This window comes from Pseudomonas sp. TH15 (genome assembly GCF_016651105.1).
Lineage (GTDB): Bacteria > Pseudomonadota > Gammaproteobacteria > Pseudomonadales > Pseudomonadaceae > Aquipseudomonas.
Genome location: NZ_JAEKEL010000001.1, coordinates 950,596 through 973,324, shown reverse-complemented (window position 1 = coordinate 973,324; position 22,729 = coordinate 950,596). Strand labels below are relative to the sequence as shown.

Here is a 22,729-nt window from a genome sequence, read left to right as displayed (position 1 = left end):
TTCTATAACCTTCTGAATTGGCATAACCTGCCACGTCATGACGTACACACCATCAGGATCTGCCAAACCATGAAACTGGATGCCTACGACCGCAAGATTCTCGCCGCCCTGCAACGGGACGGTCGACTGAGCAATGTGCAACTGGCCGATGAGATTGGTCTGTCGGCGTCTCCGTGTTTGCGCCGGGTGCGGATGCTCGAAGAGGCGGGGGTGATTCGCGGTTATCAGGCCAACCTTGATCGTGACGAAGTGGGGCTGGGGCTGACGGTGTTTGTCGGGGTCAAGGTTGAACGCCACAACGATGAACAGGCCGAGGCCTTTCGCGAGGCGGTGACGGCGTTGCCCGAGGTGATTTCGGCGTTTCTGGTGTCCGGGGAATCGGATTTTCTGCTGCAAGTGGTGGTGCCGGATCTGCGTGCCTACGACCGGTTTCTCACCGGGCGCCTGCTGAAGTTGCCGGGGGTAAGTGATATTCGCAGCAACTTTGCGATTCATACGGTGAAGACGCCGGGGGCGTTGCCGCTTGAGCATTTGCCCAGTTTATAAAGATCAAAAGATCGCAGCCTTCGGCAGCGCCTACAGGTGCGATTTTTTGATCTTTGATTTACATCTGCGTCGCCATCCCCTCCACATTCATCGCCGCCTGGCGCAACGCTTCTGAACGGGTCGGGTGCGGGTGGCAGGTCAGGGCGATGTCCTCGGCCGAGGCGCTGAACTCCATGGCCACGCAATATTCACCGATCATTTCACTGACGCTCGGGCCCACCAGATGCACGCCAAGGATTTCGTCGGTGCGCTCATCGGCCAGCACTTTGGCGAAGCCTTCGGTCTCGTGGTTGATTTTCGCCCGGCTGTTGGCGGTGAACGGGAACTTGCCGACCTTGTACGCACGACCCTCGGCCTTGAGCTGTTCTTCGGTCTTGCCGACGCTGGCCAGCTCTGGTCGGGTGTAGATCACATTGGGGATCAGGTCGTAATTGACCTCGCCGGCCTTGCCGACGATCTGCTCGATGCAGGCCATGGCTTCGTCTTCGGCCTTGTGGGCGAGCATCGGCCCGGACGTGACGTCGCCGATTACCCAGACGCCAGCGGCTTCGGTGCGGTGACCCTTGTTGGCGAGCATGCCGCGTTTGTCGGTAGTGAGGCCAACGGTTTCCAGGCCCAGGCCTTGGGTGTAAGGCCGGCGCCCGATGGCCACCAGCACGTAATCGGCTTCAAGCAATTCTGCGGTGCCACCAGCGGCGGGCTCAACGCTGAGCTGCACGCCGTTGGCCGAGGTGGTGGCGCTGGTGACTTTCGAACTCAACTTGAAGCTGATGCCTTGCTTGGTCAATGAACGTTGCAGGGTTTTGCCGGCCTCGCCATCGACGCCGGGGCAGATCCGGTCGAGAAACTCGACCACGGTCACTTGAGCGCCCAGCCGCCGCCAGACCGATCCCAATTCCAGACCGATTACTCCGGCGCCGATCACCACCAGGTGCTTCGGCACTTCGGTCAGGGACAACGCACCGGTTGAATCGAGGATGCGCTTGTTATCGATGTCCACGCCGGGCAGGGGAGTGGGCTCGGAGCCGGTGGCGATGATGATGTCTTTGGCCGTCAGCTCGGTCTTGGCGCCCTGGCTGTCAGTCACGGTGACCTTGCCCGGCCCGTCGATATGGCCCCAGCCCTTGATCCAGTCGACTTTGTTTTTGCGAAACAGAAACTCGATGCCTTTGGTCAGCCCGGTAACGCTTTCGTCCTTCTGTTTCATCATCTGGGCGAGATTAAGCGTCGGTTTGACCTCAATCCCCAGGTTGGCGAATTCCGCACCCATGGCTGCGTCGTAGAGTTCGGAAGCATGCAGCAGGGCCTTGGACGGCATGCAACCGACGTTCAGGCAGGTGCCGCCGAGGGTGGCGCGGCCTTCGACGCAAGCGGCTTTGAGGCCGAGTTGGCCGGCCCGGATCGCTGCGTTGTAACCGCCCGGGCCACCGCCCAGAATCACGACGTCATAGGTGCTCATGCTTGTACTCCTGGAGTAAAAGGGGCCGGATGGGTAAACGTAGCCGTTGATAAAAATTACGAACGTAATATGTGCGTTCCAACGTATTTAGGTCAAGGCTTCAGGTAAATGACAGGTCGAGCGTCTTTGAATAAGGGCAATTGTGTACGAATATTTCACGCTTTTCGTTATATCGTAACGATATGCAGGGTGAATCAATGATTTCGGGGTGATATGCAAGTTGATCTGGAGGTTGATGGCACGCGAGTGAGCGGGCTGCCGCGCTTTCAACAGGCGGCAACGCAGGCCAAGCGCTTACGCCGCTGGGCTATCGGGCTCGGTGCGTTGGCCGGGGCGGCCTGGGTATTGGCATTTTTTGTCGGGCTGTTTGCCCCGCAATCAATCTGGTTGCCGCTGCTGGTCAATCAGAGTGCGGCGTTGCTGGTGCTGGTCGCCGGGTTGCAGTCGGCGTGGTGGCTAACGCGCTGGCGCGCGCACGCGCTCAATCCCGTCGTGCTGGCTCCGCAGACGACTGTGCAAGAACAGACCGAGCCGCACGGCTGGTACGAACGGTTGCTGGACCGTCTGAGCCGGCGTAGCGCGCATGTGCTCGGCCAGATCGGTGCGGCGACGCTGTGGTTGGGCGGTTGGTCGCTGCTGGTGCTGCTGAGCATCGAACAAGTGTGGAATCTCGCCTTAACCCCGGCGGCTGTTGGCGTGTCTGCCACGGTCGGCGCGGCATCGGCGTTGTTGCTGGCTTTTGGTCTGTTGGTGCTGGAACGTCAACTGGCCCAGGAAAACCTCGCCGAATGGCCGGAAGCAGGATCACTCGCGCAAATGACGCGTGTGGCGATTATCTGTTTGGTGCTGAGCGCGCTGTGTTTATTGTTCGGCAATGACACCTCGGTTTGGCCGGTCCGTCTGGCGGTGCTGATCGGCTTGCTGCCGGGGCTGGTGGCCGTTGAATTGCTGCTGCGTGCGGTGCTGTCGCTGTTCAGTCCGCAGCGTGAACAACTTGAACCATCGTTGCTGGCGCGAAGCTTTGTCGCTGACATGCTGCGTTGGCCGCCACAACCGTTGCTGGCGTTGCAGCACGAATTGCACAACCGCTTCGGCATCGACCTGCGGCAAATCTGGGCCTTCACTTACATGCGCCGGGCGTTTTTTCCGGTGTTGGCGGTGGTGGCGATTGTCGGTTGGTCACTCACCGGTATTCACGAAATTGCGCTGCAAGGGCGCGGTATCTACGAACGTTTCGGCAAACCGGTGGAAGTCTTCGGCCCAGGTTTGCACGCCGGTTTGCCCTGGCCGCTGGGCCGAGTGTTGAGCGTCGAGAACGGCGTGGTCCACGAGTTGGCCACCAGCGTCGGTGAAGCATCGGCACCGGTGGTGGCTGAGCCCGCGGAAGGCCCGGCCCCGGCGATTGCCAATCGCTTGTGGGACGCCAGCCATGTGAATGACAAATCCCAAGTCATTGCCAGCAGCCGTGCCGACAAGCAGAGCTTCCAGATCGTCAACATGGACGTGCGTTTCGTCTATCGCATTGGCCTGACCGATAAAGACGCGTTGGCCGCGACTTACAACAGCGCTGATGTGCCGACGCTGATTCGCAGCACCGCCAGCCGAATTCTGGTGCACGACTTTGCTTCGCGTACCCTCGACGGTTTGCTCGGTGAAGACCGGGTAGGGCTGGGCGAAGAGATCGGCCGTGCCGTGCAGGCAGACCTGAAAAAACTCGACAGCGGCGTGGAAATTCTCGCCACGGTGGTTGAAGCGATTCATCCGCCGGCCGGTGCTGCCAATGCTTATCACGCGGTGCAAGCGGCGCAGATTGGCGCTCAAGCGTTGATCTCTCGTGAACGCGGTGCGGCAGCGGAGGCGACCAACCAGGCGCAGTTGCAGGCCAGCATTGCTCGCGATCAAGCCACTGCAAGCGCCCGTGAAATCAATGCGGCGGCGCAGGCTTCCGACCTTCGGTTCAGTGCCGAACGCAAAGCCTTCGCCAGCGCCGGCCAGGCTTTTGTGCTGGAGCAATACTTCAGCCAACTGACCCAGGGCCTGGCCAACGCCAAGTTGTTGGTTCTCGATCATCGCCTGGGCGGCAGCAGCAACGCGCCGACCATCGACCTCCGTACATTCACGCTGCCGGCTGACCCTGCGCCGGCGCGTAATACCGCTCAGCCAGGAGCCTCCCATTGAGCCAGTCGCATACTCACGATCACGATGACCACACTGGCCACGATCACGGCCATGGCGGGCATCATCACGGACATCACCATCATCACCACGGTGATCCGCAGGAGGCCGGTCCATTCCCGTGGCGGCGCATGGGTTGGGCGGCGTTGCTGGTGGCGTTTGCCATCGCAGCAGCGAGCCTGGTGCAAGTGCGTTCGGGGGAGGCCACGGTGATTACCCGTTTCGGCAACCCCTCGCGGGTGTTGCTTGAGCCGGGGCTGAGCTGGCGTTGGCCGGCACCGTTCGAGGCGGCAATCCCCGTGGACTTGCGCTTGCGCACAACGTCCAGCGGTTTGCAGGATGTCGGCACCCGGGATGGTTTGCGCATCATTGTTCAGGCTTATGTGGCGTGGCAGGTACAGGGCGATCCGGACAATGTGCAGCGCTTCATGCGCGCGGTGCAGAACCAGCCCGATGAAGCGGCGCGGCAGATTCGCACCTTTGTTGGCTCGGCACTGGAAACCACGGCCAGCAGTTTTGATCTGGCGAACCTGGTCAACACTGACGCCAACCAGGTGCACATTGCCGAGTTCGAAGCGCAGTTGCGTCAGCAGATTGATCAACAGTTGCTGACCACTTACGGCGTGCGAGTGCTGCAAGTCGGCATTGAACGACTGACGCTGCCGTCGGTGACACTCACCGCTACGGTCGATCGTATGCGCGCTGAGCGTGAAACAATCGCCACCGAACGTACCGCGATAGGCAAACGCGAAGCCGCGCAAATCCGTTCCGCCGCCGAACGTGATGCGCGAATTGTGCAGGCCGATGCCACGGTGAAGGCTGCTGACATCGAAGCGCAATCTCGCGTTGAAGCTGCGCAGATTTACGGCCGCGCCTACGCTGGATCGCCGCAGCTCTACAATCTGCTGCGCTCACTCGACACCTTGGGCACTATCGTTTCGCCGGGCACCAAACTGATTTTGCGCACCGATGCAGCACCATTCCGGGTGTTGGTTGACGGTCCGCCGAGCCTCGATAACAAGTCCGGGTCGCAGCCATGAATTTGGTTCCACGTGGAACAAATGAGTTAAGCAGCCCTTGGATTCAGGCCGGGCGTCTGGCTTTTCTGGCGCTGTACGCGGTGACAGTGCTGGCCGCTTTGGCCTGGGCGTTCTCCAATGTGCGGCAGATCGACCCGCAGAATCGTGCCGTGGTTTTACACTTTGGAGCCCTGAGTCGCGTCCAGAATGCCGGTCTGTTGTTGGCGTGGCCGCGTCCGTTTGAGCAGGTGATTTTGTTGCCGGCGGCGGATCGGGTCATCGAGCGTCGAGTGGAAAATCTGTTGCGCAGCGATGTGGCGTTGCAGGCTGATCGCGTCGCCACGTTTGCCACTCCGCTCAGTGATGCACTGGCGGGCTCCGGTTATCTGCTGACCGGTGATGCCGGCGTGGTGCAACTGGATGTGCGGGTGTTTTACAAAGTCACCGAGCCGTACGCCTTCGTCCTTCAGGGCGAACATGTGCTGCCGGCACTCGATCGCTTGGTTACTCGCAGCGCCGTGGCGCTCACCGCCGCGCGCGATCTGGACACCATTCTGGTTGCACGTCCCGAACTGATCGGCGCCGATAACAAGGCTGCCGAACGTCGTGAACGCTTGCGCGGTGATCTGGTGCAAGGCATCAACCAACGCCTCGCCGAACTGACGGCGACGGGGCAGGGAATCGGTATTGAAGTTGCTCGCGTCGACGTGCAATCGAGTCTGCCCGGCCCGGCAGTAAACGCATTCAACGCCGTGCTGACCGCCAGTCAGCAAGCCGACAAAGCAGTAGCCAACGCACGTACCGAAGCCGAGAAACTCACTCAGACCGCCAACGAACAAGCCGACCGTGCCCTGCAAGTGGCGCATGCCCAAGCGAGCGAGCGACTGGCCAAAGCCTCGGCGGATACCGCGACGGTACTGAGCCTGGCCAAGGCGCAACAGCAGGGCACTGACCCGCAAATGTTGCTGCGCATTTACCGTGAGCGGATGCCGAAGATTCTCGGTCAGGCTGGCTCGGTGACCACGGTCGATCCGAAAGACGATTCCCGCCTGATCATTCAGGGAGCTGCACAATGACTGCCCACACCGCCGCCGCACCGAGCATGTTGTCCTCGGCTGAGCAACGCAGCGCTGCGCGCCAACTGACCTTGGCGATGCTCGCCCTCGGCTTGCTCGGGTTGGGTCTGATCTGGCGCTGGTTCTCTCCGGAGCAGACCGGTGTCAGTCAATTGCTGCTGGGATTCGCCTCGGTACTGGTCGCTGTGCCGGTGATGCGTTCGGCCTGGTACAGCTTGCGCTACCCGAGCCTGCACGGGATCACCGATCAACTGATCGCCCTGGCCATGCTCGGTGCCTGGGCCACCGGTGATTTGCTCACGGCAGCGTTGCTGCCGATCATCATGATTTTCGGCCATGTGCTGGAAGAGCGCAGTGTGATCGGTTCCCAGGAAGCGATTCACGCCCTCGGCAAATTGACCCGCAGCCATGCGCGCAAGCTTCAGGCGGACGGCGCCATTGTCGAAGTCGACAACGGCACGCTCAAGGCTGGTGACATTGTGGAGGTGCGCGCCGGGGATCGAGTACCGGCGGATGGTCGGGTGTTGTCCGGTCAGGCGAGTCTCGACACCGCATCAATCACCGGCGAGTCGGTGCCGTTGGAAGCGGTGGTCGGCATGGCGGTATTCGGCGGTGCGATCAACCTCGATGGCTTGCTGCGCATTGAAGTGACCCGCACTGGCAACGAGTCGACCCTCGGTAAAGTGATCGCGCTGATGCAAAGCGCCGAGCGTTCCAAACCACCAATCACCCGTTTGCTGGAACGTTACGCTGGCAGCTATATGGTGTTGGTGTTGCTGCTGGCGGCAGTGACCTGGTTTGTCACCAACGATGCCCAGGCAATGTTGGCGGTGTTGGTGGCGGCTTGCCCGTGTGCGCTGGTGCTGTCGGCACCGGCCACGGCGATTGCCGGCGTAGCAGTAGCGGCGCGTCACGGGATTCTGATTCGCAGCTCGGCGTTCCTCGAAGAGCTGGCGGACCTGACGTCACTGGTCGTGGACAAGACCGGGACGCTGACCTTTGGCACCTTGCGTCTGCAATCCATCGATAGCCCGTTGGAGGATCGCAGCCACGTGCTGAAACTCGCCGCCAGTCTTGGTTCGGCGAGCAGTCACCCGGTCAGCCGTGCGTTGGCCAGCCTGGTCACTCAGGAGCATTTCCTGCTGCTCTCGGACATTCACGAACGCCAAGGGCTGGGCGTGGTGGCAATGACGGAGCAGGGCGAGGCAGCACTCGGTCGTCCGGAGTTGTTTGCGCAGTTGGGCATCGACACTTCGGCCGTTCCGGAACACGACGGGCCGATCGCTGGGCTGGCGCTTGACGGTGAATTCCTCGCCTGGCTGTTGCTGGCGGACACGGTCAAACCTGAAGCACGCTTTGCCTTGAACGAGTTGCGCGAGCTTGGCTTGGGTCGGCAGTTGTTGCTCACGGGCGATCGACAAAGTGTCGCGCATACACTGGCTCGGGATGTCGGTATCAGCGATGTCGAAGCTCAGGCGTTGCCCGAGGACAAACTCAATCGTGTACTGACGGAAATCGGCAGTGGCTTCCGGCCGATGGTGGTCGGTGACGGCATCAACGATTCCCTGGCACTGAAGGCCGGTGTTGTCGGTGTGGCCATGGGCGCCGGCGGCGCGGATATCGCGCTGGCTTCGGCAGACATTGTGCTGATCGGCAGCGACCTGCGTCGGCTCGGTACCTGTGTACGGTTGAGTCGCCAGTGCCGGCAAACGCTGCAAGTGAACGTGATCATCGGCCTGGGTTGGACCTTGGCGATTGTCGCCTTCGCAGCTTTCGGTTGGCTGGGTGCGGCGGGAGCGATGATTGCGGCGTTGCTGCACAACCTGAGCACCTTGCTGGTGTTGGGCAACGCCGGGCGTTTGCTGCGGTTTCAGGAGCCTTTGCTCAAGCTCAAAGACGAAGTTTGAGTCCGCCGCGAGTGAAGGCTCTAAACCGGGAGCTTACGGCGCCAGCAACTTTTTAGAACTGTGCGCCCACATCGTAGTCATCTAGGTGTGGGCCATTTGTTTTTTAGGTCGCGACGGCTGTCTCGAGCGCCGCGAGTTATAGAAAAAGGCTATTAATTCGATAGCCAGCTAATTTTCTAAGATGGTCTACCCTCAGATCAGACGTCTGAAATAAGGGGGATTATCCATGCTCGCGCAACTTCCACCGGCCTTACAGAATCTGCAGCTACCGCTTCGCCTGCGACTCTGGGACGGCCATGAATTCAATCTGGGGCCGACGCCCAGCGTCACTATTGTGGTCAAGGACCCGCAACTGGTTTCCCAGTTCACCCATCCTAGCCTCGACTTGTTGGGGGCGGCATTTGTCGAAGGCAAACTTGAGCTGGAAGGCTCAATCAGCGATGTAATCCGCGTCTGTGATGAGTGGAGCCAGGCCATGTTGGGTGACGCCGACAGTCAGCCGGTGCGCCTCGTCCACGACAAGGAAACCGACGCCAAAGCGATTTCCTATCACTACGACCTTTCCAACGCGTTTTACCAGCTGTGGCTCGACAGCGACATGGCGTATTCCTGCGCCTATTTCGAGACCGGCAGCGAGACGCTGGAACAAGCCCAGCAAGCCAAATTCCGGCATCTGTGCCGCAAGCTGCGCCTGCAACCGGGCGATTACTTGCTGGATGTGGGTTGCGGCTGGGGCGGGTTGGCGCGGTATGCGGCCCGGGAATTCGGCGCGAAGGTGTTCGGTATTACCCTTAGCAAAGAGCAACTGGCCCTGGCCCGTGAACGGGTTAAAGAAGAAGGGCTGGAAGATCTGGTTGAACTGCAACTGCTCGACTACCGCGATTTGCCGCAGGACGGGCGTTTCGACAAGGTGGTCAGCGTTGGCATGTTCGAGCACGTCGGCCATGCGAACCTGACCGAGTACTGCAAGGTCCTGTTCGGCGCGGTGAAGGAGGGAGGTCTGGTGATGAACCACGGGATCACCGCCAAGCACACTGACGGCCGACCTGTCGGACGCGGTGCCGGTGATTTCATCGAGAAGTACGTGTTCCCCAACGGCGAGCTGCCACACCTTTCAATGATCTCTGCCGAGATCAGCGAAGTGGGGTTGGAAATCGTCGATGTCGAGAGTCTGCGCCTGCATTACGCGCGTACCCTCGATCACTGGAGCGAACGCCTGGAAGACAACCTGGAAGCTGCCGCCAAACAGGTGCCGGAACAGACGCTACGGATCTGGCGGCTGTACCTGGCCGGTTGCGCTTACGCGTTCGCCAAAGGCTGGATCAACCTGCACCAGATCCTCGCGGTGAAAGCACACCCGGACGGCAGTCATGAACTGCCTTGGACCCGGGACGACATCTACACGCCTTAAAGGATCGGTGAAATCAGCCGGGCGACCCGCATGCCGACTTGTTGCAGGCGGTGGGTCTCCCGGCTTTCTTCTTTGGCGATCTCGTGGGCCTGGTCGAAATCATCGTTGAGCATTTGTTCCACCTCGGCGGCGAACACGCTGTCTACGGTCAACAACATCACTTCGAAATTCAGCCGGAACGAGCGGTTGTCCAGGTTGGCGCTGCCGATGGCGCTGATTTCGCTGTCGATCAACACCACTTTCTGATGCAGGAATCCGGGCTGATAACGGAACACCCGCACGCCTGCGCGAACGGCTTCGAACGCGTAGAGACTGGACGCGGCATAGACGATCCGGTGATCCGGGCGCGACGGCAGCAGCAATCGCACGTCCACACCGCGCAGTACCGCCAGGCGTAAAGCGGCGAATACCGCTTCGTCCGGAATGAAGTAAGGACTGGTGATCCACACCCGCTCAGTCGCCGCGTGAATGGCTTCGACGAAGAACAGCGAACAGGTTTCGTAGGAATCCGCCGGGCCGCTGGCGAGCAATTGGCACAGCACGCCGTCGTCCGGGTACACGTCCGGCAGGATCAGCGGCGGCAGTGAACGCGCGGCCCAGAACCAGTCTTCAGCAAAAGATTCCTGCATGCTGGCCACCACCGGCCCGCGCACTTGCACGTGAGTATCGCGCCATGGCGCCAGGGGCGGTTTCTCGCCCATGTATTCGTCACCAACGTTGTGGCCGCCGACGAAACCCAGCACGCCGTCGACCACGACAATTTTGCGATGGTTACGGAAGTTGACCTGGAACCGGTTGAGCCAGCCGCTGCGGGTGGCGAACGCCTTGATCTCGACGCCAGCATCGCGCAACGGCTGCACGTAGCTATGGGGCAACGAGTGGCTGCCAATACGGTCGTACAGCAGATAAATCGCCACGCCTTCGGCGGCTTTTTTCAGCAATAGGGTTTGCAGGCGTTGGCCGAGCCGGTCGTCGTGGATGATGAAAAACTGGATCAGCACCGCTTCTTTTGCGTGGTTGATGGCATCGAAGATCGCCTCGAAGGTGGCTGTTCCGTTGATCAGCAGGCGCACTTCGTTGTTAGCCAGGCACGGCATGCGCCCCAGTTTTGGCATCGCCCTCAAGGACGCGTAGGCATTCGACGCGCGAGCGGTCAGGGCTTCTTCGACCCAGGGTCGCCAATTCAGCTCGGAAATGGCCTTGCGCATTTCTTCGTTGGCCTGGCGCCGGGCCTTGATGTAACCGTCGAAGGTGCTACGACCGAAGACCAGGTACGGAATAAGCGTGAGGTAGGGAATAAACAGCAACGACAGGGCCCAGGCGATCGAGCCTTGGGCGGTTCGAACGGTCAACACGGCGTGGATGGCGGCGATCAGGCCCAGCGAGTGCAGTAGCGCAATCATGTAACCGAAAATATGCGGTCCAAAATAATCCATGGGGCAACCTTGCTCCTGAAGATTCAATGCGTAAAAGACCATGTTCCGTGCAGAATGTCGCTATTTAATTGGCCCATGAACCGAAGCACATGGCTGACGTCTAACGGCCACTATTGATCAGGAGTTACTCGATGAACGTTCGTCTGCTGGGTTTGGCCATGGCCCTTGGTTTGTCCCTTCCTGTGGCCGCTCAGGCGCAGATGCTGCAGCCGGGTTTGTGGGAATTGACCTCGAGCAACATGAAGGTTGATAACCAGGACCTGCCGGATCTGCAATTGATCCTTGGCCAGCTGCAAAGCCAGATGACCCCGGAACAACGGGCGCAACTGGAGAAGCAGGGCATCACCATGGGCGGCAAAGGGATTCGGGCGTGCCTGACTCAAGCCCAGGTGGCGTCCGACAACATTCCGCTGACGGACCCGCAATCGGGTTGCAAGCAGGAAATTACCGACCGTAACGGCAACCAGTGGAAATTCCGCTTCAGCTGCCCGAAAGCGCAAGGCGCGGGTGTGGCGACGTTCCTCAGTGATCGTGAGTTCACTACCAAGGTTAACGGTACGTTCAACGCCACCGGCATTCAGCAAAAGGGTAGCCTCGATACGCGTGCGGTGTGGTTGGGGCAGGATTGCGGCGCCGTTAAACCCCGCGCTTGATGCGATCCCTGCAGGAGCTGCGGCACGCTGCGATCTTTTGATCTTGATTGTCAAAAACAAGATCAAAAGATCGCAGCCTCGTTTCACTCGTCAGCTCCTACAGGGTTGTTGAATCAGCGCATAAACCTCAGCGCCAACCCCCGACACCCCTCGTTCACCCGTCCCTCCCGCCACGCAATCTGCCCGGACACTATCGTTGTGCCTACCCGATGCCGAAAGCTGCGCCCGGCAAACGGCGTCCATCCGCACTGCGACAGAATCGGCTGCCGTTCCACCGCCAGCGTTTGCGGTTCGACCAACACCAGATCTGCCCAATACCCCTCACGCAAATATCCCCGATCAGGAATAGCAAACAAGTCAGCCACGCGATGGCTGGTCTTCGCCACCAGCGTAGTGATGGGCAGCACGCCGTCCGCGACCAGTTCCAGCAGCGCCGGCAGCGCATGTTGCACCAACGGCAACCCCGAAGGCGCCTGAGTATAAGGCTGCTGCTTTTCTTCCCAGGTATGCGGTGCATGATCGCTACCTATAACGTCCAGCCGATTGCTGTTCAACGCCTCGCGCAGGGCATCGCGATCAGCTTGGGTTTTAATCGCCGGATTGCACTTGATCAGGTTGCCGAGGTTTGGGTAGTCACGATCATCGAACAACAAATGATGCAGACACACCTCTGTGGTGATGCGTTTTTGCGCCAGGGGGCTGTCCTCGAACAAGGCTAGTTCCCGCGCTGTGGTCAGGTGTAAAACGTGCAGGCGTGTGCCGTGACGTCGGGCCAATTCCACTGCCAGTGAAGAGGAGCGATAACACGCCTCGGCATCACGGATCAGCGGATGAGCGGCGGGAGGGATTAGATCGCCGAACACCTCCCGCAGGTTGGCCACGTTGGCGTCGATGCTCGGTGTGTGTTCGCAATGGGCCAGCAGAATCGTCGGCACCTCGGCGAACAGCCGCTCGAGAATCCGCGGATCGTCCACCAGCATGTTGCCGGTGGACGCGCCCATGAACACTTTCACCCCGGCGACTTCGCAAGGATTGAGCGCGGCAACGGTGTCGAGGTTGTCGTTGCTCACACCGAAGTGAAAGCCGTAGTTGGCCACCGAATTGATCGCCGCTCGACGCTTTTTATCGGCGAGTGCTTCGAAGGTAAGGGTGGCCGGATTGGTGTTCGGCATGTCCATGAAGCTGGTGATGCCACCAGCCACGGCGGCTCGGGATTCTGTGTAAAAGCTGCCCTTGTCCGGCGCTCCAGGATCTCGGAAATGCACCTGGTCATCAATCATCCCCGGCAGCAACCACTGACCGAGCGCGTCGATTTCCACGCTTGCCGTTTCGCCTTCGATGCTGCTGGCGATCTTGACGATTCGGCCATTGCTCACCAGCAGGTCGCCGTCAAACGCGCGACCTTCGTTCACCAACCGGGCATTGCGAATCAGCACGCTGCTCATGGTCAGAACTCGTTCTGCAGTGCTTTGTAGCCGCGCACCAGATCGACGTTGGTGCGCGCCACGTCTTCGGAAAACTCCGAGGCACTGACGCTCACCGGCGGAAACTGCGACAGGTCGGTGCCGGGGCCGATACGCGTAGTGGACGGCACGTAGAAGGCATCGGGCAAGTCCCGGCCGTCGACTACCGAGTTGTGCCGCACCACGCAGCCATTCCCGACGACGCAGTTGAACAGCACGCTGTTGAAACCGATGAACACCCGGTTGCCGACGGTGCATGGGCCATGAACGATGGAGCGGTGGGCGATGGAACTGAACTCGCCGATGGTCACCGCCGCGCCGGATTTGGAGTGGATGACCACGCCGTCCTGAATGTTCGAGTTGGCGCCGATGGTGATCGGCTCCATCTCGCCCGAGGCATCGACCTCATCGGCGCGAATCACCGCGTAGGGACCGACGAAGACGTTCTCGCCGATCACCACTTTGCCGCAGATGATCGCGGTTTTATCCACGTACGCGGACTCCGCAATCACCGGAAGATCACCTGAGGGATTCTTTCGGATCATGGCTTGCTCAACGCGTCGTACAGGGTGTTGAGGTTGTACTCGAACAGCCCGGCGAAAGTGCTGGCCGGGCCGCTTGCCGCGAGTGCATCGGAGTACAACGTGCCACCGATATGCGCACCGCTTTCATCGGCAATTTGCTTCAGCAAGCGAGCATCCTTGATGTTTTCCATGAACACCGCTTTGACCTTGGCCTGGCGAATCTGGGTGATCAGTGCAGCCACTTCCGCAGCGGAAGGTTCGCGCTCGGTGGACAGACCTTGAGGGGCGATGAAGTCGATACCGTAGGCTTGGCCGAGATAACCGAACGCGTCATGGGAGGTGACGATCTTGCGGTTACCCGGTGGCAGCGAGCCGAGCTTGGCTTTGGCTTCGGCGAGCAGGGCGTAGATCTGTTTCAGGTAGGCCTGACTGTTGCGCTGGTAGTCAGCTTTGTTCGCCGGGTCGGCGGCAATCAGTGCCTTGGTGATGTTGGCGATGTACAACTCGGTGTTCGCCAGGTTGTGCCAGGCGTGTGGGTCGGGAATTGTTTCGCCGTCTTCATCCAGCGAGCGCGGAATTACACCGTGGCTGGCGCTGATCACCGGGGCTTTTGTTTCCGTACTGGTCACCAGACGATCCAACCATGGCTCGAAACCGAGGCCATTCTTGATGATGAGTTTGGCCTGGAGCAGCGCTTTGGCATCGTCCGGGGTCGGCTCGTAGGTATGGGCATCGGCGTCCGGGCCGACCATGTTGGTGATCTGGATATGGTCGCCGCCAACCTGATGGGTCATGTCGGCGAGGATGCTGAAGCTGGTGACCACCTGCAGTTTTTCAGCGGCAGACACGGACATCGACAGCATCAAACTGAACAGCACGAGTAAAGCGCGCATCGGGAAACACCTCATTGGGATGTGAGCAAAGGCGGGCGGCGCAGCAAGCCGTGCACCGGACCGAACACCACGGACAGCAGATACAAACCGCCAGCCACCAGCACGATGGCCGGGCCGCTGGGCAGCGAGTAGTAGAACGACAGCAGTAAACCGAACCACACCGAGAGGCAGCCGAGGATCGCCGCAATACCGATCAGGCTTGGCAGATGGCGACTCCAGAATCGCGACGCGGCGGCGGGGAGCATCATCAATCCGACCACCATCAATGCGCCGATGGCCTGGAAGCCAATCACCAGGTTGAGCACCACCAGCATCAGGAACACACCATGCGCGAGGGGGCCGAGGCGGCTGACAGTTCTCAAAAAAGCGGATCGAGGGTGTCGAGCAGCAGCGCTTTATAGATCAATGCCATGGCGATCAGACTGAATGCCGAGACCCATAACATGCCGTTGAGCGTCGGTCCGTCGACGGCCAAGGCCGAGCCGAACAGCAGGTGCAGGAGGTCGAGACGCTTGCCGGCAATCCCCAGAATCAATACGCCGCTGGCCAGGGAGATCGGATAGATCGCGGCGAGGCTGGCGTCTTCGCGCAGGCCGGTGCGGCGGGTGATCCACGCGGCGAGCCCGGCCATGCTCAGGCCTGCGCCGAGGCCACCAATCGTTAGCGCCGGAAGACTCAGGCCGGCGAACCAGAAGCCCAACGCGGCGCCGGGCAAGATGCCGTGAGCGACCGCATCGCCGATCAGACTCATGCGGCGCAGGATCAGAAACACGCCAAGCGGCGCGGTACTGCACGCGAGGACCAGACCGCCGAGCAATGCCCGGCGCATGAACACGAACTCTTGGAACGGTTGCCAAAGGTGTGCGGCGGCGATCATCAGGCCACCTGCGTTTGGGGTTGTTGGCGGATTAGTTCGGTGCTGAGTCCTAGCGTGCAGCCGCTGCTTTTAATCAGCAGGGTTTGTGGGATGTGTTGGCGAACGGCGGCGAGGTCATGGCACACGACGACCAGGGTTCGACCTTCGGCATGCCAGGCGTGGATATTTTTCCAGAGCAATTCCTGACCGAGTTCATCGAGGGCGGCGTGGGGTTCATCAAGTAACAGCAAAGGCGCTTCGGCGAGACTCAATCGAGCGAGCAGGGCGCGTTGCAGTTCGCCGCCGGAAAGCGCCATCAGCGGGCGGTGCTCCAGACCGGTCAGGCACCAGTTATCAAGGACGGCTTTGAGTCGCTGGTTACGGATCTCTGGAGATTGCTTGCTGCCCCAGAACCCAGCGGCTACCAACTCTTGCAGACTGATAGGGAATTGCCGGTCCAGGTGTTGTTGTTGAGGCAGAAACGAGAGACCGCCCTTGCGTGGAACGTCCAGGACGATTTTGCCGGCCAGTGGTTTTTGCAGGCCGGCGATGACTTTCAGCAGGCTACTTTTGCCGGAGCCGTTGGCGCCGATTACGGCGGTCAGGCTTCCTTTGGGTAGCTCGAAATCCACGGCGGGTGTGAGCGGTTGGCCGGGCGCGCCCCAGCGTAGGGATTGGCAGCGGATCATGCGGCTGCCTCCCAGTTCCAGCGACTTTCAGCCACGGCGTCGTGAGCGTGAAGGCTTTCGGCATGGACGACTCGGACGTGGAATCCATTGATACCAGGTGAGCGTTTCAGGGCCAGGTTCAAGCGTCGCGCGGCGTCTTCGCAGAACATCAGGTTTTGACCGTTGGCCAAGGCGAAGGCTTGTTCGTCAGCGCGTTTCACTGCGGTTTGCACGGCTGTGCCGAGGGCGGCTTCCGCGTCGTTGATGAGGGCGATTAATGGCAAGTCGTCGAGATAGTCATCCAGGCGCAGCTGCAAATGAGCAGTGCTGCGTTGACTGTGAGGCGTTGCGACGATGCCCTTTGTGGAACCGAGCCAGGCCAGAACATCGGCATGCAGCAGTGGTGTATTGGCGAAATCATCGAGGAATTGCTGTTGGATGAGTTGGCGCGACAACGCTGCGGAACACGGGCAAGTCGAGGAATAAGGCACGTCTATTTTTAGTTCCACGTGGAACATATCGTTTTTCAGACGGGCTGAAATCGTCACCGGATAGGCTTTCCATCCCGACAGCGGGCTGACCAATGCCGGTCTTTTCAGGAGTAAATCAGTGTGGATATTCAGGTAGGCATTGTTGGATAGCCCTTCGTGACTATCGAGGAACTCCTCAAGGACTTGGCGTAGAACCATTGGAGACAGGCTTTCCCGCTGAAGAGATTCCAGCGCCAAATAAAGCCGCGACATATGAATGCCCCGCGCATCACCGTCATCGAGGCTCACTCCCGCATCAGCTCTTGCGCTCAAGCGTTGGCCTTCCAGCAAAACAGGTAACGCAATGCCGCGCATGCCCACCCATTCGAGCGGCAAGTTTTGGCGATTGGATTGCGCGGCGATATCCGGGAGTGACAGCAAATTCATGTTCGGAACCATCGTGTTGATTAAATTCGATGTTACATTATAACAATACAAATCACGATGCCTTTTTCATGAACAGGCTTTCATATGCACAGACGCCATCTGCTTAATCTGATCCTGGCCGGCGCGGCATTCGCCTTGCCCTTTAGCGTGTCCGCTACGCAAATCCGCAATGCGCGGCTCTGGCGCTCGGATGACAAACTGCGTTTGGTTTTCGAATTGAGCGGACCGGTGCGCTACAAAACCTTCACGCTCAGCGCTCCTGAGCGACTGATCATTGACCTGAATGGCGCCAGTCTGATTGGCGATTTCAGTCAACTGTCGCTCAATGACTCTGTCATTCGGTCAATCAGATCGGGTCGGTTCGGCCAAGGTGATACGCGGATTGTTCTCGATCTGAGTGATCCAGTACTGTTGAACAGCTTTCTTCTGGCGCCTCAGGACGGCCAGGGATATCGCCTTGTCCTGGATTTAGTCAGCGCAAAACAGGCGCCTGTAGCGCCAATGGTTCCACGTGAAACACCCGAGAATAAGGCTCACCCCAAGCGCGACATCATCGTAGTGGTCGACCCCGGTCACGGTGGCAAAGACCCAGGCGCGGTCGGCGCCAAAGGTGAGCGAGAAAAAGACGTGGTGCTGTCGATTGCGCAGTTGCTGGCCAAGCGACTGAAGCGCGAGAAGGGCTATGACGTGAAACTGGTGCGCAATGACGACTTCTTCGTTCCGCTGCGCAAACGCGTGGAGATCGCCCGCAAACACAACGCCGACATGTTCATCTCGGTGCATGCCGATGCCGCACCACGGCTCACAGCGTCCGGCGCGTCGGTGTATTGCCTGTCTGAAGGTGGCGCGACCTCGGCCACGGCAAGGTTTATGGCGGAGCGGGAGAACGGCGCGGATCTTTTAGGCGCCACGAGCCTGCTCAATCTCAAGGACAAGGACCCGATGCTCGCCGGGGTGATTCTCGACATGTCGATGAACGCGACCATTGCCGCCAGTTTGCAACTGGGCAGCACCGTGCTTGGCAGCCTGGCGGGCATCACCACGCTGCATCAGAAGCGCGTGGAACAGGCTGGATTTGCCGTGCTGAAGTCGCCGGACGTGCCGTCGATCCTAGTGGAAACCGGCTTCATCTCGAACGCCCGCGACAGTCAGCGGCTGGTCACCGCGCGGCATCAGCAAGCCGTGGCTGACGGTTTGTTCGAAGGTCTACAGCGCTATTTTCAGAAGAACCCGCCGCTCAACAGCTACGTTGCCTGGCAGCAGGAGCAGAAAAAAGCCCAGGTCTAGCAGCCGGCAATCCGGCTACAGGTGAATTTGCCGCTGCTGCCCCCGGAGCTGGAAAACCGATTGATGGTGGTCCAGCCAACACGGCGGGTGTAGCCGACCCAGGCTTCGCCATCGGAGGCGAGGCCGGTGAAAAACGTCAGTTGCCCGTAGCGACTGCTGGTCTGCGCCCAATAACGTTTGCCGGCCACCTCAAAGCCGCGCAGATAAATCGTGCTACCGACGGTGTTGACGCTGTAGGCGTTGCCGTCATGGTCGACACACGCGAGCAGATTGGCGCTGCGGGTGCACTTGGCCAGGGTCGGCATCTGCGCCCACGCGTTGCCAGTCATCAGCAAGGCAAGGCTCACCAGCGAGCATTTCAGCGCATTCATCAACACATTTCCCGACTAGCAGATTGATTGCAGATTCCAGCGCTTTGTCATTTAGCGCAAGAGCAGGGCTGGCTTATTCTTGTTGTTATACTATAACATTAATTTTAGCCAAACCTGAGCTGGCCGATTTCAAGCGTTCAACTTCTGCGAGCCCATCGCCTGCGGCCAGAAAACGTCATGCGCAACCAAAAGCGTTGATCGGCTACTACCTTATGAGGATTATCCAATGTCAGCTGCGTTGCCCGTGACCGTTTTGTCGGGCTTTCTCGGCGCTGGCAAGAGTACGTTGCTCAATTACGTACTACGTAATCGCGAGAATCTGCGCGTCGCTGTGATCGTCAATGATATGAGCGAGATCAACATCGATGGCAGCGAAGTTCAGCGCGATGTCAGCCTGAACCGTGCCGAAGAGAAACTCGTGGAAATGAGCAACGGCTGCATTTGCTGCACCTTGCGCGAAGATTTGCTGGAGGAAGTCAGCAAACTCGCCAAGGACGGTCGTTTTGATTACTTGTTGATCGAATCCACCGGCATTTCCGAACCGCTACCAGTGGCGGAAACCTTTACCTTCCGCGACGAAGAAGGCCAAAGCCTGGCGGACGTTGCCCGGCTCGACACCATGGTCACGGTGGTCGACGGGATGAACTTCCTGCTCGACTACCAGGCCGCCGAGAGCCTGGCGTCCCGGGGCGAAACCCTGGGCGAAGAGGATGAGCGTTCGATCACTGACTTGCTGATCGAGCAGATCGAATTCGCCGACGTGATCCTGATCAGCAAGATCGACTTGATCAGCAGCAGCGAGCGTCAGGAACTGATCGCGATCCTCGAGCGGCTCAACTCCCAAGCGGAAATCATCCCGATGGTCATGGGCGAAGTACCGCTCAAGAAGATCCTCAACACCGGTCGCTTCGACTTCGAAAAAGCCGCCCAGGCCCCAGGCTGGCTTCAGGAACTACGCGGCGAACACGTGCCGGAAACCGACGAGTACGGCATCGCCTCCACGGTCTATCGCGCGCGCCGACCATTCCATCCCCAGCGCTTTTTCAGCTTCATTGACCGTCCGTGGGTGAACGGCAAACTGCTGCGCTCCAAGGGCTTTTTCTGGCTGGCCAGCAAGCACATGGACGCCGGTAGCTGGTCACAGGCCGGCGGCTTGATGCGCCATGGCTTCGCCGGACGCTGGTGGCGTTTCGTGCCGAAAACCCAATGGCCGCAGGATGAAGAAAGCACTGCAGGGATCATGGAAAACTGGACGGCGTCCACGGGTGATTGCCGTCAGGAACTGGTGTTCATCGGTCAGAACATCGACTTTGCACAGCTCACCGCCGAACTCGATAGCTGCCTGCTGACCGACGATGAAATGGCCCAAGGCATCGAGGGCTGGCGCCTGCTGCCAGACCCGTTCGGCCCCTGGCACGAAGAGGCCGCCTGATGCTCACACTCACCCCTGTGGGAGCGGGCTTGCTCGCGAAGGCGCCAGTACGGACACCACGCCAACACCGCGGAGCAACCCCAAAAGTCCTGACAAAAATTCTCCACGACGACGCCAATCTCGCCGTCTGGCGGCGCCAACTCCCGTTACACATCGCGGATTTCGCCAGTTTACTTCTGTCCCTGAACGAACCACTGGCGGAGTCCCTGTCCCTGGACATCGCCAATGAAGACGCCGAGCCCAACCTCAAAGGACTGGCCTCAGGCTTCAGCGATCTGGAAGGCTACGAAGGCTTCATCACCGACGTCTCCTGGCTGGTCAGCGCATTCGCCTGCTTACTCGGCGCCAAGCACATCGGCCTGCGCCTTCGGGTGCTGGAGACTGCCATGTGCCCACGCTTTCACGTCGATCACGTACCTGTGCGGCTGATCACCACTTACGCCGGCATTGGCAGCCAATGGCTGAAAGAAGGGGCGATGGATCGCCGGCAACTGGGCAAACCCGAGGCAGAACCCCAGTCGCAGATCCAGCAAATCAACAGCGGTGACGTGGCGCTGTTAAAAGGGGAGAAGTGGCATGGCAATGAAGGCTTCGGTCTGATCCACCGCTCGCCGCAACCGGCGCCGGGCGAGCGCCGGTTAATCCTGACGCTCGACTGGCTGAGCTAGTGGCTCAAGGTTTGAGCCAGTTTCCCTGGCTCTGCGCCTCGCAAAACGGTTTCAAATACGCCGCATCGGTGGCCACGCCGTAATAGTGAATATCCTGGCGGTAAGGCATATTGGCGACTTGGGCGTTGCTGCACACGCCGAAGGCGCCGGTGGGGCATTGGTCGACGTATTGCACCTCGACTTTCTGACCGGGAAGGTTCGGCTGGCAGAAACCGTCGGCGAACAGTTTCTCCGGGATGTTGCGGTTCTGCTGGCAGACTTTCACGTCGAGCCGTTCCGCCGTGCTATGTACTACGCACGCTTGGGCCAACGCCTCGCCCGACCCCAGCGCCAGCAGCAACGACAATCCCATCAACCGCATCCCTTACCTCCTCAGAAAACTTCGACCATGTTGCAGAACATTCCCACCCACGTCATCGCCGGCCCGTTGGGCTCCGGCAAGACCAGCCTGATCAAGCATCTGCTGGCCCAGCGCCCGGCGAATGAACGCTGGGCGGTGCTGATCAACGAGTTCGGCCAGATCGGCCTCGACGCCGCTCTGCTGACCCAGGACAGCGATGGTATCGCACTGGGTGAAGTGGCCGGCGGCTGTTTGTGTTGCGTGAATGGTGCGCCGTTTCAGATCGGCCTCGGGCGGTTGCTGCGCAAGGCGCGGCCGGATCGGTTGTTTATCGAACCCTCCGGGCTGGGGCATCCGGCCCAGTTGCTGCGGCAGTTGAGCGAGGCGCCGTGGCAAGGTGTGCTGGCGGTTCAGCCGTGTGTTCTGGTGCTTGATGCCCAGGCGCTAGCTGCCGGAAAACCGCTGCCGGCGGCGCAACAGGAGGCGTTGAACAGCGCGGGTCTGTTGCTGCTGAACAAGTCAGAAGGTCTTGATGACACGGCCCGTACACAAATCGCCAGCCAGTTGCCGCCAGTCAGGTTGATCTGGACGCAACAGGCGCAACTACCTCTGAGTGAGCTGCCGGGCCTGGCCGCAAAAGCGCTCAACGGTGTGGATAACTTCATCGTCCCCAAGGGATTGGCGCAGATGCCGGCTATCTGGACCGATGCCGCGCTGCCGATTTGCTTGAGTCAGGCGCAGGAGGGTGGCTGGAGCATTGGTTGGCGTTGGCATCCGGTTCAGACGTTCGACAAACAATGCCTTGCTGACTGGCTAACCCGCCTCAATTGGACGCGAGCCAAACTGGTTATCCACAGCCGGAATGGCTGGGTGTCTGCGAACGCCCTGGAGAATGCCGAGCTGATCTGGCAGCCCAGCGAATGGCGAAAAGATTCGCGAATCGAGCTGATCTTCGCTGAAGCGCAGGATGTTGAGGGTTTGCAGCGGGGGTTGTCGGGGTGTCGGAGGGATTAGATTAAAGATCGCAGCCTGCGGCAGCTCCGGAACAGGATGTGCGTACCCCCTGTAGGAGCTGCCGCAGGCTGCGATCTTTTGATCTTTCAGGGCTTCCACTTCGTGTGTTCCTGCCGCCATTGGCTCAGCTCAATGACTTCCGCACGAGGCCTCACCACATCAACCACCGCTGGGGTGTCGTCAAACGGCATCGGGTAGGGCGCCAGTTCGATCTGCGCGCTGTGCGCACCGAATTGGGTGATGGTCCCGTTATGACGGGTCTCGCCGGTCACGGTGAATTCAAAGTTATACACCCGCGCCAGGCGTCGGCGACCGTTCGCGTCTTTGATAAAACCGATTTTTTTCAACGCCACGTTGCCGTCCAGCAGCTCGATCTGGAGCTTGGCGCAATGCTGTTTGACCCGCTCCAGCGCACGTTCGCGCAAGCCGTGGTTGTGCCACAGCCACGCGGCGCCGGTGGCGAGCAGCATCAGCACGAAGATATTTCCGAGGGTCAGCATCAACAGGGTGCTCCAACAAGATAGTGCCAGCTTAACTGCGTCGCTGGTCTGTCGTACAGGCTGCGTTTAGTCGCATACTGCGCGGCTCGAATTTCATTCGTTTTACGGAAAACT

The 22,729-nt window shown here is 59.9% G+C and carries 21 protein-coding genes and 1 pseudogene; 11 read left to right on the top strand and 11 right to left on the bottom strand.

The annotated features are described in order from the left end of the window. Window positions 1-69: 69 nt before the first annotated feature. Window positions 70-546, top strand: a complete 477-nt coding sequence (locus JFT87_RS04485) for an Lrp/AsnC family transcriptional regulator (protein WP_201199186.1) — start codon at window positions 70-72, stop codon at window positions 544-546. Between the two features lie 58 nt (window positions 547-604). On the opposite strand, the gene lpdA is transcribed toward JFT87_RS04485, so the two are convergent. Continuing rightward, window positions 605-2,005 carry a dihydrolipoyl dehydrogenase gene (lpdA, locus tag JFT87_RS04480; protein ID WP_201199184.1) on the bottom strand — a complete coding sequence of 467 codons (1,401 nt, stop codon included), beginning with the start codon at window positions 2,003-2,005 and terminating at the stop codon, window positions 605-607. Window positions 2,006-2,218: 213 nt separating this feature from the next. Here lpdA and hflK (JFT87_RS04475) point away from each other — a divergent pair, with 213 nt between their 5' ends. The 5 genes from hflK (JFT87_RS04475) to cfaB all read left to right on the top strand — a co-directional run bounded on the left by hflK (JFT87_RS04475) (window position 2,219) and on the right by cfaB (window position 9,593). Further along, complete coding sequence (gene hflK / locus JFT87_RS04475) at window positions 2,219-4,183, top strand: protease modulator HflK (RefSeq protein WP_201199182.1); 1,965 nt, start codon at window positions 2,219-2,221, stop codon at window positions 4,181-4,183. Continuing rightward, the gene (hflC, locus tag JFT87_RS04470) at window positions 4,180-5,220 is read left to right on the top strand and encodes a protease modulator HflC (protein WP_201199180.1); all 1,041 of its coding nucleotides are present in this window, start codon (window positions 4,180-4,182) and stop codon (window positions 5,218-5,220) included. Before hflK (JFT87_RS04475) ends, hflC begins: the two co-directional genes overlap by 4 nt. Then, window positions 5,217-6,275 (top strand): protease modulator HflK, encoded by a 1,059-nt coding sequence (gene hflK, locus JFT87_RS04465; protein ID WP_201199178.1) that lies wholly within the window; start codon window positions 5,217-5,219, stop codon window positions 6,273-6,275. The genes hflC and hflK (JFT87_RS04465) overlap by 4 nt, the downstream gene beginning before the upstream one ends. Next, complete coding sequence (locus JFT87_RS04460; protein ID WP_201199176.1) at window positions 6,272-8,182, top strand: heavy metal translocating P-type ATPase; 1,911 nt, start codon at window positions 6,272-6,274, stop codon at window positions 8,180-8,182. Before hflK (JFT87_RS04465) ends, JFT87_RS04460 begins: the two co-directional genes overlap by 4 nt. Window positions 8,183-8,408: 226 nt before the next feature. Next, entirely contained in the window at window positions 8,409-9,593 is a 1,185-nt protein-coding gene (gene cfaB, locus JFT87_RS04455) for a C17 cyclopropane fatty acid synthase CfaB (protein WP_201199174.1), read from the top strand. Here cfaB and cls read toward each other — a convergent pair. Further along, the gene (gene cls, locus JFT87_RS04450; protein ID WP_201199172.1) at window positions 9,590-11,029 is read right to left on the bottom strand and encodes a cardiolipin synthase; all 1,440 of its coding nucleotides are present in this window, start codon (window positions 11,027-11,029) and stop codon (window positions 9,590-9,592) included. The two genes, cfaB and cls, sit on opposite strands and share 4 nt — an antisense overlap. 131 nt (window positions 11,030-11,160) lie before the next feature. Here cls and JFT87_RS04445 point away from each other — a divergent pair, with 131 nt between their 5' ends. Then, a complete protein-coding gene (locus JFT87_RS04445; RefSeq protein WP_201199171.1) occupies window positions 11,161-11,682 on the top strand; it encodes a DUF3617 domain-containing protein in 522 nt (173 codons plus the stop codon). Window positions 11,683-11,795: 113 nt separating this feature from the next. Here JFT87_RS04445 and JFT87_RS04440 read toward each other — a convergent pair whose 3' ends face one another. The 6 genes and pseudogenes from JFT87_RS04440 to folE2 form a co-directional block, all read right to left on the bottom strand. Then, window positions 11,796-13,127 (bottom strand): dihydroorotase, encoded by a 1,332-nt coding sequence (locus JFT87_RS04440; RefSeq protein ID WP_201199169.1) that lies wholly within the window; start codon window positions 13,125-13,127, stop codon window positions 11,796-11,798. Between the two features lie 2 nt (window positions 13,128-13,129). Further along, window positions 13,130-13,690, bottom strand: a complete 561-nt coding sequence (locus JFT87_RS04435) for a gamma carbonic anhydrase family protein (RefSeq protein WP_201199167.1) — start codon at window positions 13,688-13,690, stop codon at window positions 13,130-13,132. Next, window positions 13,687-14,562, bottom strand: coding sequence for a metal ABC transporter substrate-binding protein (locus tag JFT87_RS04430; protein ID WP_201199165.1), 876 nt, complete (start codon window positions 14,560-14,562; stop codon window positions 13,687-13,689). Before JFT87_RS04430 ends, JFT87_RS04435 begins: the two co-directional genes overlap by 4 nt. A gap of 11 nt (window positions 14,563-14,573) precedes the next feature. Further along, window positions 14,574-15,439: pseudogene (locus JFT87_RS04425) on the bottom strand (metal ABC transporter permease). Next, window positions 15,439-16,107, bottom strand: a complete 669-nt coding sequence (locus JFT87_RS04420) for a metal ABC transporter ATP-binding protein (protein WP_201199163.1) — start codon at window positions 16,105-16,107, stop codon at window positions 15,439-15,441. Before JFT87_RS04420 ends, JFT87_RS04425 begins: the two are co-directional and overlap by 1 nt. After that, on the bottom strand, window positions 16,104-17,003 hold the full coding sequence (gene folE2, locus JFT87_RS04415; RefSeq protein ID WP_201199162.1) for a GTP cyclohydrolase FolE2: 900 nt from the start codon (window positions 17,001-17,003) through the stop codon (window positions 16,104-16,106). The genes JFT87_RS04420 and folE2 overlap by 4 nt, the downstream gene beginning before the upstream one ends. Before the next feature lie 84 nt (window positions 17,004-17,087). Between folE2 and JFT87_RS04410 the strand changes: the two genes are divergently transcribed. Next, entirely contained in the window at window positions 17,088-18,290 is a 1,203-nt protein-coding gene (locus tag JFT87_RS04410; RefSeq protein WP_201199159.1) for an N-acetylmuramoyl-L-alanine amidase, read from the top strand. Here JFT87_RS04410 and JFT87_RS04405 read toward each other — a convergent pair. Next, complete coding sequence (locus JFT87_RS04405; RefSeq protein WP_201199158.1) at window positions 18,287-18,664, bottom strand: glutamine synthetase; 378 nt, start codon at window positions 18,662-18,664, stop codon at window positions 18,287-18,289. The two genes, JFT87_RS04410 and JFT87_RS04405, sit on opposite strands and share 4 nt — an antisense overlap. Before the next feature lie 223 nt (window positions 18,665-18,887). On the opposite strand from JFT87_RS04405, the gene zigA reads away from it, so the two are divergent. Further along, entirely contained in the window at window positions 18,888-20,093 is a 1,206-nt protein-coding gene (gene zigA / locus JFT87_RS04400) for a zinc metallochaperone GTPase ZigA (protein WP_201199157.1), read from the top strand. Further along, window positions 20,093-20,761, top strand: coding sequence for a DUF1826 domain-containing protein (locus JFT87_RS04395; RefSeq protein WP_201199156.1), 669 nt, complete (start codon window positions 20,093-20,095; stop codon window positions 20,759-20,761). The genes zigA and JFT87_RS04395 overlap by 1 nt, the downstream gene beginning before the upstream one ends. A 4-nt stretch (window positions 20,762-20,765) precedes the next feature. Here the strand turns inward: JFT87_RS04395 and JFT87_RS04390 are convergent, their stop codons facing one another. Beyond that, entirely contained in the window at window positions 20,766-21,122 is a 357-nt protein-coding gene (locus tag JFT87_RS04390; protein ID WP_201199155.1) for an NADH:ubiquinone oxidoreductase, read from the bottom strand. A gap of 27 nt (window positions 21,123-21,149) precedes the next feature. Here JFT87_RS04390 and JFT87_RS04385 point away from each other — a divergent pair, with 27 nt between their 5' ends. Further along, window positions 21,150-22,115 (top strand): CobW family GTP-binding protein, encoded by a 966-nt coding sequence (locus tag JFT87_RS04385; protein WP_201199154.1) that lies wholly within the window; start codon window positions 21,150-21,152, stop codon window positions 22,113-22,115. Between the two features lie 86 nt (window positions 22,116-22,201). Here JFT87_RS04385 and JFT87_RS04380 read toward each other — a convergent pair whose 3' ends face one another. Beyond that, the gene (locus JFT87_RS04380) at window positions 22,202-22,615 is read right to left on the bottom strand and encodes a DUF3301 domain-containing protein (protein WP_201199145.1); all 414 of its coding nucleotides are present in this window, start codon (window positions 22,613-22,615) and stop codon (window positions 22,202-22,204) included. Window positions 22,616-22,729 lie beyond the last annotated feature (114 nt).